Origin of the sequence: Prosthecobacter sp. (assembly GCF_014879935.1) — a bacterium.
Lineage (GTDB): Bacteria > Verrucomicrobiota > Verrucomicrobiia > Verrucomicrobiales > Verrucomicrobiaceae > Prosthecobacter.
In genome coordinates this window covers 1-8,767 of record NZ_JACSRD010000044.1, presented here as the reverse complement: position 1 = coordinate 8,767, position 8,767 = coordinate 1, and the positions used below count along the sequence as shown (strand labels likewise).

The following is an 8,767-nucleotide window of genomic DNA, read 5'->3' as shown; positions in this document are numbered from 1 at the left end:
CCGATGTGATAAAGGACGAACTGGCCCGAAAAGTATGCCTCGTGTTTCAGCCGTCAACCCCCGCCTGGCCCTGCCATGCCACTGCGGGCTTGGCGGAATCCTCGCGCAGTCAAAAAGCCGAAAAGGCAGCGTCAAACGGGACGCGTTTACCCCTGCCGACGCCTCGGCTATCACCGATGAGAGCCGTTTAGCCCTGCCGGAGCCTCGGCTGCCCCAAACGGGACGCGTTTGGCCCTGCCGGAACCTCGGCAGCTCCAAACGGGAGCCGTCCAGACCCGCCGACGCCTCGGCTGCCCCAAACGGGAGCCGTCCAGCCCTGCCGACGCTCCGGCTCTCCCAGATGAGAGCCGTTTAGCCCCGCCGACACTGCGGCAGGACCAAACGGTAGGCGTTTGGCGCTGCCTTGGGCGGGTTTTGATGTTTTGCCCCAAGAATGGAAGATGCATAGGCACGGGACGAGATTGGGGTGGAACGGAGGGCTTTTGGCAGAGGATTTTGATCGATAGCGATCCCGAATGGGCGAAAAATGATGTAACAGGGACCTTTTCCCTGTTACAGGGCTTGACGTGCATGGCGTGATACGGCTAGAAAGGATGAATGGCATTATCATCCACCAGTTACCCCAAGAAATGGAAGGCAGGAAAAACCACAGTGATCCGCGTTCCGGTGACGCTCGCAGAAACGGTGTTGGAGATCGCAAAGCGGATTGATGAAACAGACGGATGCGTATTGAGGGAAGAGCCTTTTGCGTCGCTGTTTCCCGATCTGGAGAACACCCTTCCGAGAGTGAACGTGACATACAAGGCCGCCCGTCCGATCAACGTCGCATCCGTGCCGCAGCGCAGTCCCTTCCGCTACCCAGGAGGCAAAACGTGGCTTGTTCCCTACCTGCGCGACTGGCTAAACCACCAGAGTAAGACTCCATCGAGGCTCATCGAACCCTTCGCAGGTGGGGGGATTGTAAGTCTCACAGCAGGCTTCGAGCGGCTGGCGCGGCACATCGTTTTTGCGGAGCTTGATGAACGTGTCGCCGCTGTTTGGCAGGTTGTGCTCAACGGTCAGGCCGAATGGCTGGCCAAGCAGATCATGGATTTCGATGTGACTCTCGAAAATGTGAAACCAGCTCTTGAGAAGCCCGCGAAAACAATACGCGAAAAAGCATTCCAAACCATTCTCAGGAACCGCGTCCAAAGGGGCGGCATTCTTGCGACAGGAGCAGGGCTGGTTAAGACAGGTGAGAATGGCCGAGGACTCAGGTCACGCTGGTATCCTGAGACGTTGGCTCGGCGCATCCGTGACATCAATGCCATCAAAGACCGCTTCACGTTTGTTCATGGTGACGCATTCAAGCTGATCGAAGAGCACAGCCAGGACAAATCTGCGGTTTTCTACGTTGACCCGCCCTACACGATTGCGGCTCGGCGGCTCTACTCGGAATGGCAAATCGACCACGAACGCCTATTTGCGGCAATGGCGCGGGTGAAAGGTGACTTTCTGATGAGCTATGACCACACGTCGGAAGTCCTGGAGCTAGCGAAGCGTCATGGTTTCGAAACGCGGGGTATTTCGATGAAGAACACCCACCACGCCAAAATGCAGGAGTTGCTGATCGGGCGTGACCTTTCATGGGTAAGCGGGCCATGAAATTGACTTGGCACGCCGGGCGATGCCGCCCAAGATCGTGTCGATGCTTTTACAGATCGGCGAAACATTCGGACACTCCGTAGATAACCATAGCAAACAAGCGTGGCAGGACCGCGACTGTAAACGATGCCGTTTTCGCGACGCACCGTGCAACAAGGGTAATAATGACGATCCGCTTGGGATATGCTCGTTCGCAGATAGCAAACGGGCCACTGTCGTCTGCCCAAGCCGATTTTTAGAGCAGAACCAAGTGTTTCTTGATGCTGCGAAACTGGCGTTCGGCAAAGGCGTCAAAGCTGCGGCTGTGCCCGAGGTTCGAGTCCTAACTGTTCCAGGTCCGCGTCCGAAAAAGATCGGCAAAATCGACTTCATGCTCACGGCTTTGGGGCCTGATGGTAAGCCAGTCGATTTCGCGGCTTTGGAGATTCAGGCGGTTTACATCTCTGGAAAGTCCATCAAACCGGCTTTTGACCATTTTTTGAAGCACAAGAAACTTCCTGCCGATGCTTCACGCCGTCCCGATTTTCGATCCTCCGCTCAAAAGCGGCTCATGCCGCAACTGAGCTTAAAAGTGCCCATTTTCCGTCGTTGGGGAAAGAAGTTTTTCGTGGCGGTGGACGAAACCTTTTTCGACGAGATGCCGACGATGAGGGAAGTCGATGGAGTAGAGAACTCGGAGGTGACCTGGCTGGTCTATTCGTTCGACAAAGAAGGCACCACCTACCCCATGAAGCTCAAACGCGTTGTGTTCACTCATTGGGATGAGGTCATGGCTGCACTTCGCGAAGGTGTGGCTCCGAAACCATCCGAGATGCTGGATGAACTGGCGGCGGGTCTTGGAAGGGCCAGAATCATTCAAGCATAACGCAGATAGCGCAGCGTGCCGCCCGCGCTCACCGTCTCCGCCTTCGGCTTCGGACCCACGCCGCCGCCGGAGTTCACGCACCACACATTCGTCGTGCTGCTGCCAAACACATCGCGTGACCACCAATACTCCGCCGAGGGCGAGGCAGGCGGGAAGTAGGTGGCGTTCATCGCCGGATTGCCCGTCTCGTAGTTAAACAGGCTCATCAACTCATGCGGATTCGGCAGTCGCCAGTCGCTGTAACCGCCGGTGGATTGCGACGCGGCATTGTTCACCGCGTTTTCCCAAGTCATCTCGCCCGCGTCGGCCTTCTGCCACATCAAACCGGTCACATTGTCCGTGATCGTGCCGTCGCCATTGTCGGTGAAGGACTGCGGATTCGCCGCTGGAGCCGTTGTGTAGTCGCTGTCCTCTCCAAACGTTGTCGTCGTGCTGATCGCCTGGCTCGTGTCCGGCAGCTTCACCTCCGACCACGCGCCCATCGGATACGCCGTGAGGCGATTCGCCGGTGCCGTGCCCGCCGTGGGCGTGTAAGTCTGCGTCGTCGTCAAAACCGGACCACTGAGCACTCCGCCGACAAGCGCCTGCGCACGCCACGTCATCGTGAGCGAGCGCGGATTCACTTTGCGATTGATCGTCCAGCACTCGTCATAGTCCACGCCGCCCATGTTCACGCGCATGAGATGCGCATCCGGCGAGGCCGTGGCCATCGACACCGCGGTAAAGTTCCGGCCCGTCGTCGTCGCGATCGCCGCGATGCTGATCACGAACTGCGTGGCATTCGTCACCGAGGTCACGCGTGCACCATTGCTCACGCCATAACCGACCACTGCCAGCCCCGTCGTCAGCCCCGTGGTGCTCGCACACGTCACTGTCGTGCTGCCGTAGGTCGTCGCGCAGTTCGTCAGATTCACGCCCGCGACGAGATTGAGATGACCGCTGCCATCCGTGACCAGCGGCGCGGGATTCATCTGCGCCACGATGTAGGCACCGGCGACCGCTTTCGCATTGTAGCCGCCAGTGCCATCCGCACGCAGATTTCCCACCGCCGGCTGACCATCGACCTGGTTGCCAAAATTCACCACCGTGCCGTGGAAGGCCTTCATCAGGTAAGGCGACTGCGGCGTGCCATACGGATGCGTCGCGTCCACCGCCGTCGTGCCCATCGCGTGGTAGTGATAACCCCAGCCGCCGCCGTGATCGTGACCACCTTCCGCATCCAGCGCCTGCCTCGGCGAGCCATCCGGCTCCACAAAGCCATACATCGGATAGCCATCCAGCGCCCAGGCGATGGGCTTGTCATCGCCCAACGGCCCGCCGAAACGCGTGTTCAAGTGCGTGGGTGCGATGTGGTAATGGTAATCATCCGCCAGACCGCAGTGACCGCCGTAGTAGTCCAGCTCGCCGATCTCATACGACACATTCCCGCCGTTGTTCGACGGGTTGAAGATCGCGATGCCGTTCGATGCCAGCGCCACCGCGCCGCGCAGGAAGTTCGTCGGCGGAGCCGGTGGATTGTAGATCACGATCGGCGACGCCGACGGCACTGGCACCAGCGGGATGCGCCACACATTCGGCTGCTGGTAGCCGAGCGAGCCCGCGTTGTTCTCATTGCTCGTCGAATGCGCAAAGTAAGCCGCCGGGATCGGCACCTGCTGCTGCCACGTCGTGATCCCGAACATCTTGTTCGGCATCCCTTCCGGTGTGTTGTCCGATTCGAGGAAGAAGGTCGTCCCGTCCCAGTTGTAGCGCACCTTTGGCTTGAACGGCGCAAACGAAGCCGCCATCAGCAGCCCGTTCCCCGCCGGCGGCAGCGCCGACCCGCTCGTCATGAACGATGAAATATCGAACACCGAAAACGAAGCCACCTGCAGAGGCTTTTTGAGCGACTTCGGCACCGGAGCCTCAATTGGCTTCACCTTATTTGGAGCCGACTTCTGCATGAACTCCTCCAAAATATGCGCCCGCAGCGCCTCCTTGTCCCCGGAGGGCAAAGTATGCGCATGCAAAGCGGGCGGCAGGAGGCAGGCGAGGGCAAGAAAGCGTTTCATGGTTGTGCCAAGGTTGGAAGGCAGGTGTCAGGACTTGTTGTTGGCCTGACGGAAAATTTGTCGGAATTGAGTCAAGACTGCGCCACGCAACCACGGGGCGTCATTTGAGGGGAGCACCCGTCACATCCAGATCCGGCTTCGTGTTCCACCTTGGCGTCCAGCCGGTTTTTTCGACTTTGGTGCGGAAGATGACGGTGTTGTCGAGGGCGATGTCGTCGGTCCAGATGAACTTGGCGCCTTCGAAGTCGTTGTCGAAGTAGGGCTGTTTGGGATCGACTTCTTCGACGGTGTATTCTTTGGCGTTCTTCCAGGTGCTGTCGTCGAAGTCGATGGCCCACCAGTTGGCGGGAAGTGGCTCCTGGATGACTTTGGGATTGGCGGTGTCGCTGTTCACGGGGCCGTGGAAGAAGTTCTTGGCCTTCCAGCTCGCGTTGGTGACGGTGCCGTCGGCGAATTTGATGCACAGGCCGGCGTCGCCGATGCTGGTGCCGTATTCCATGCCGGTTTTCGGGTCGGCGTTGTCTTTGGCGAGCACGGCGATGGTCATCGGATACTCGGGGAGGAAATCGACGCTGACGACGTTGTGAGGCGTGAACTGGATGCTGTCCACGGCGACGAGACGGCCGTTGACGTAGAGCATGAACCAGTTGTCGGCATAGACGTTGAGTTTGATCGTGTCGGCGATGCTTGGCTTCACGAGGCCGGGAGGGCCTTCTTTGCCTTTTCCTTTGCCGCCGCCTTTTTTGGGTTCACCACCGCCGCCGGGGCCTTTTGGGCGATCACCAGCAGGACCTTGCGGAGGAGGCTCGGGCGGACGCACGGTGTTTTGGGCCATTTCAGAGTGAGGCAGTGCTTTAGCCTGCCCGGAGGCCTCCTGACGTGGCTGAGTCTGGGAACGTTCTTGCAGGCTAAAGCCCGCATCACTCTTGGCAGCACCACCGCTGGAGTGAACGACACGCAGCGAGGAGTTCGCCAGCACTTTGCCCTTCATCGCGGTGATGAGTTCTTCGCGGCCGGGCTTTCCAGCGACTTTCAACGGCTCGGACAAGGCATAAAGCGTGATGACATAGGTCTTCGCGCCGGGGCCTTTGGAGTGCGGCGGCTCGTAGCCGATCTCGCCTTTGAAGCCGGTGCCGAGCTTGCCGATGTCGGTGACGTTTTTCGGCAGGCTCGATGCGCTGCCCGGGATGTCGTAAACGGTCCAATACCACTTCCGATCTCCATCAGGAGTGACGTGATCCATGATCAAAGCGTAGCCTTTCGTGCCTGCGGGAGCACCAGACCAAGCGAGCGGCGGGCTTATGCCGTCGCCATCTCCGGTGAACTCGGTGGGCAGGGCTTGTAGATCTTCGACCACGGGGCTGTTGAGCATGAATTTGCCGTCGCTGCTACGCGGTTGATCGGGAAGGGCGACAAAGGATTGCCCTTTGCCCCCGCGTTCACCGCCGCCACCTTTCTTCATCTCTTCGCGTGCGGGAGGCTCCTCACCACGCGGCTGCGGAGCGTCTGGGGCAGGTGCATTGCCAGCGAGTTCATCAAGCTCCGGCGTGTCGAGCTTGCCATCGCGATTGTGATCGAGCGCGGTGAACTGCTCTTTCGCCTTCGCCAATGCGTCGGTGATCGCGATGCCTTTCTTCGCGGCATTCGACTTCGCGTTGTCGGCAAACTCCTGCGCGGTGACGACGCCGTCGCCATTCACATCGAGGATGCCTTCGATGGCGGCCTGCGGTCGCGGAGGACGTCCACCTTCCTCACCGGGGCGCGGTGGAGGCGGATCATCGCGGCGCATTTCGCCCTCGCGACCACCTTTGCCATGGCCTTTGCCTTTTCCTTTGCCCTTCATGCCTTCGGGGCCACCGCCGGGCGGGCGATCACCACCACCGCCGCCACCTTGACGACGTGCGGTGTAAACTTCATCGGCCGTGCCATCGCGACCATTGTCAAAGTGGAAGGGATAGGTGCCATCGGCCTTGATCGAGTAGCTGACGCTGCGCTTGTCGCCATTCACCTCGTAGCTGAGTTTGTAGCTGTCCTTGCCGGTGCTTTCGAAAGCGGTGATCTTCGCACCACGCAACGCGGTCAAGGCCTCACGCACGCCTTGAGCACGCGGTTGCGGATCGACCTGCTCACCCGCTTCGACGACCTCACCGTGGAAGCCGCCGAAGACATACGGATACTGGTTCGACGCATGATAATGGTAGCCGATCTTCGCGTCGTCGTGGCCATGGCACACATCAAGATTCGCCACCGGCGAGCCATCCGGCTCCGTGAGGCCGTAAACGGGATACCCATCGAGCGCATACGCCACCGGCATGCCTTTGCCGACCTGCGCCTGCAGATGCAACGGCGCGATGTGGTAGTGATAATCATCCGCGCGTCCGCAATGGCCGCCCCACTCGTCCAGCTCGCCGATTTCATAGCTGATCTCGCCGCGATTGTTCTGCGGATTGAAGATTGGGATGCCATTCACGGCCAAAGCGATCGCGCCGCGCAAGAAGCGGCCTTTGATCATCGCCGGTTCCTTCGCCACGACCGGCTTCAGCGGGATGCGCCACGCGTTGTCATCGAAATACGGCTGCGGCAGCGGCACCTGCTGCTGCCATGCGGTGATGCCCACCATCATGTTGTGATCCGGCAGACCGTTCGATCCCACATAGAGAAACTCGCCATCCGCACGCAGATCCAGCTTCGTGAAGGGCAAGAAGGCCTTCGCCGTCTGCGGCGCGTTCGCGGCATTCGCAGCCGCCGCGGCTGCAAGTTGGACGACCGAGGCCGTGGAGGCCACTTCGGTCATGCCGCGCTCACGTTTCCACTCTTCGAGAATGTGCGCCCGCAGCACCTCCCGATCAGTGGTCGCCAAATCATGCGCGGCGAGGCTCGTCGCGAACAGCAGGAGGACAGGGAGCGTTTTCATAACACCCGCTACTAACTCCCGGCCCGTCAAAACGGCTTCAGCGAATGTCGGGAGATTTGTCGGGATTGTGTAAAGGCAACGAAATGCCGTTGGGGAACCGCATTGACCTTGGATAAGCCATCGTCGGCCATTCCGTCTTACTCAGCCATGAACCTCACCCGCCGCCAATTTCTCCAAACATCCAGTTTGGCCCTGCTGCCCGCCGTTTCGCCTGCCGCCGAGACGCAGGAGTCGCTCATCGAGTCCATCGAGAAGGTCGTGGTGAAGACGCCCGCGCTGCCGAAGGGCACGTGGTTTCATCCGCGGGCCTGCATGATCGGCAAACGCGCCTTCATGACCACGCAGCCCATCATGGGCTCCGATCACTTCGGGCACGTGCACTGGGCCACGTCCGATGACCTCGGCCAAACATGGAGCGACTTCACGCCTGTGCCGCCGCTCGGCTGGGTGCCGATGGCCGATGGCAACAACGAGGCCGTGTGCGATGTCACGCCCGAGTTTCACGCGAAAACCGGCAGCGTGCTCGCGCTCGGGCACAACGTGTTTTACAAAAACAAAGGCTTCTACCGCGATCAGCCCTCTCGCTGGCCCATCTACGCCGTGTGGAAGGACGGCGCGTGGGGTCCGCGACGCAAACTCGTTTGGGATGACCCACGCGGCAGCGAGATCTACTCCAACAACTGCGGCCAGCGCATCAACCTGCCGAATGGCGATGTGCTCATGAGCTTCACCTTCGGCGTCAAAGGCCAGACGCGCTCCGTCTGCGGCGTGCGCTGCTCCTTTGATGGCGACGAACTGCGCATCAAGCAAACCGGCAACGCGCTCACCCACACCGTCGGCCGCGGCCTGCTGGAGCCCTCGCTCACGCAGTTCGGCGGACGCTACTACCTCACCATCCGCGCCGAGGATCGCAAGGGCTACGTCGCCGTCAGCGATGACGGCCTGAACTACGAACCGCAGCAGCCCTGGACCTGGGACGACGGCACGCCGCTCATGACGAACAGCACGCAGCAGCACTGGCTTACGCATTCCGACGGCCTCTTCCTCGTCTATACGCGACGCGATCCCACCAACGAAAAAGTCATCCGCTGGCGTGCACCGCTTTGGGTCGCGCAGGTCGATCCGAAAACGCTCCGCCTCATCCGCGCCACCGAGCGCGTCGTGCTCCCGCTCATCGGCGATGGCGTCAACGCCGCCGACCTCGTCGCCTTCAACGGCAACTTCGGCATCTGCAACGTCAGCCCCACCGAATCCTGGGTCACCGACGGCTCCTGGTGCCCCAAAACCAACACC

Annotated in this window: 5 protein-coding genes; 3 read left to right on the top strand and 2 right to left on the bottom strand. The window is 60.3% G+C overall.

What is annotated here, in order from left to right; genetic code table 11:
• The first annotated feature begins 597 nt into the window (after positions 1–597).
• Complete coding sequence (locus IAE77_RS00840) at positions 598–1,644, top strand: DNA adenine methylase (RefSeq protein WP_294220420.1); 1,047 nt, start codon at positions 598–600, stop codon at positions 1,642–1,644.
• Positions 1,645–1,666: 22 nt separating this feature from the next.
• A complete protein-coding gene (locus IAE77_RS00835) occupies positions 1,667–2,509 on the top strand; it encodes a NotI family restriction endonuclease (RefSeq protein WP_294220419.1) in 843 nt (280 codons plus the stop codon).
• Here IAE77_RS00835 and IAE77_RS00830 read toward each other — a convergent pair.
• Positions 2,500–4,560: a DUF1566 domain-containing protein gene (locus IAE77_RS00830; RefSeq protein ID WP_294220416.1), complete on the bottom strand. Its 2,061-nt coding sequence runs from the start codon at positions 4,558–4,560 to the stop codon at positions 2,500–2,502. The genes IAE77_RS00835 and IAE77_RS00830 overlap by 10 nt on opposite strands.
• A gap of 100 nt (positions 4,561–4,660) precedes the next feature.
• Complete coding sequence (locus IAE77_RS00825) at positions 4,661–7,474, bottom strand: YHYH protein (RefSeq protein ID WP_294220414.1); 2,814 nt, start codon at positions 7,472–7,474, stop codon at positions 4,661–4,663.
• A gap of 147 nt (positions 7,475–7,621) precedes the next feature.
• Between IAE77_RS00825 and IAE77_RS00820 the strand changes: the two genes are divergently transcribed.
• Positions 7,622–8,767: sialidase family protein (locus IAE77_RS00820; protein WP_294220411.1), on the top strand; the 1,146-nt coding region annotated here is incomplete at its 3' end.

What these genes read in the sequence shown, in the direction of transcription:
- IAE77_RS00840 (WP_294220420.1), top strand. Translation starts at nt 598, where the DNA reads ATGGCATTATCATCCACCAGTTACCCCAAGAAATGGAAGGCAGGAAAA.
- IAE77_RS00835 (WP_294220419.1), top strand. Translation starts at nt 1,667, where the DNA reads ATGCCGCCCAAGATCGTGTCGATGCTTTTACAGATCGGCGAAACATTC.
- IAE77_RS00830 (WP_294220416.1), bottom strand. Translation starts at nt 4,560, where the DNA reads ATGAAACGCTTTCTTGCCCTCGCCTGCCTCCTGCCGCCCGCTTTGCAT.
- IAE77_RS00825 (WP_294220414.1), bottom strand. Translation starts at nt 7,474, where the DNA reads ATGAAAACGCTCCCTGTCCTCCTGCTGTTCGCGACGAGCCTCGCCGCG.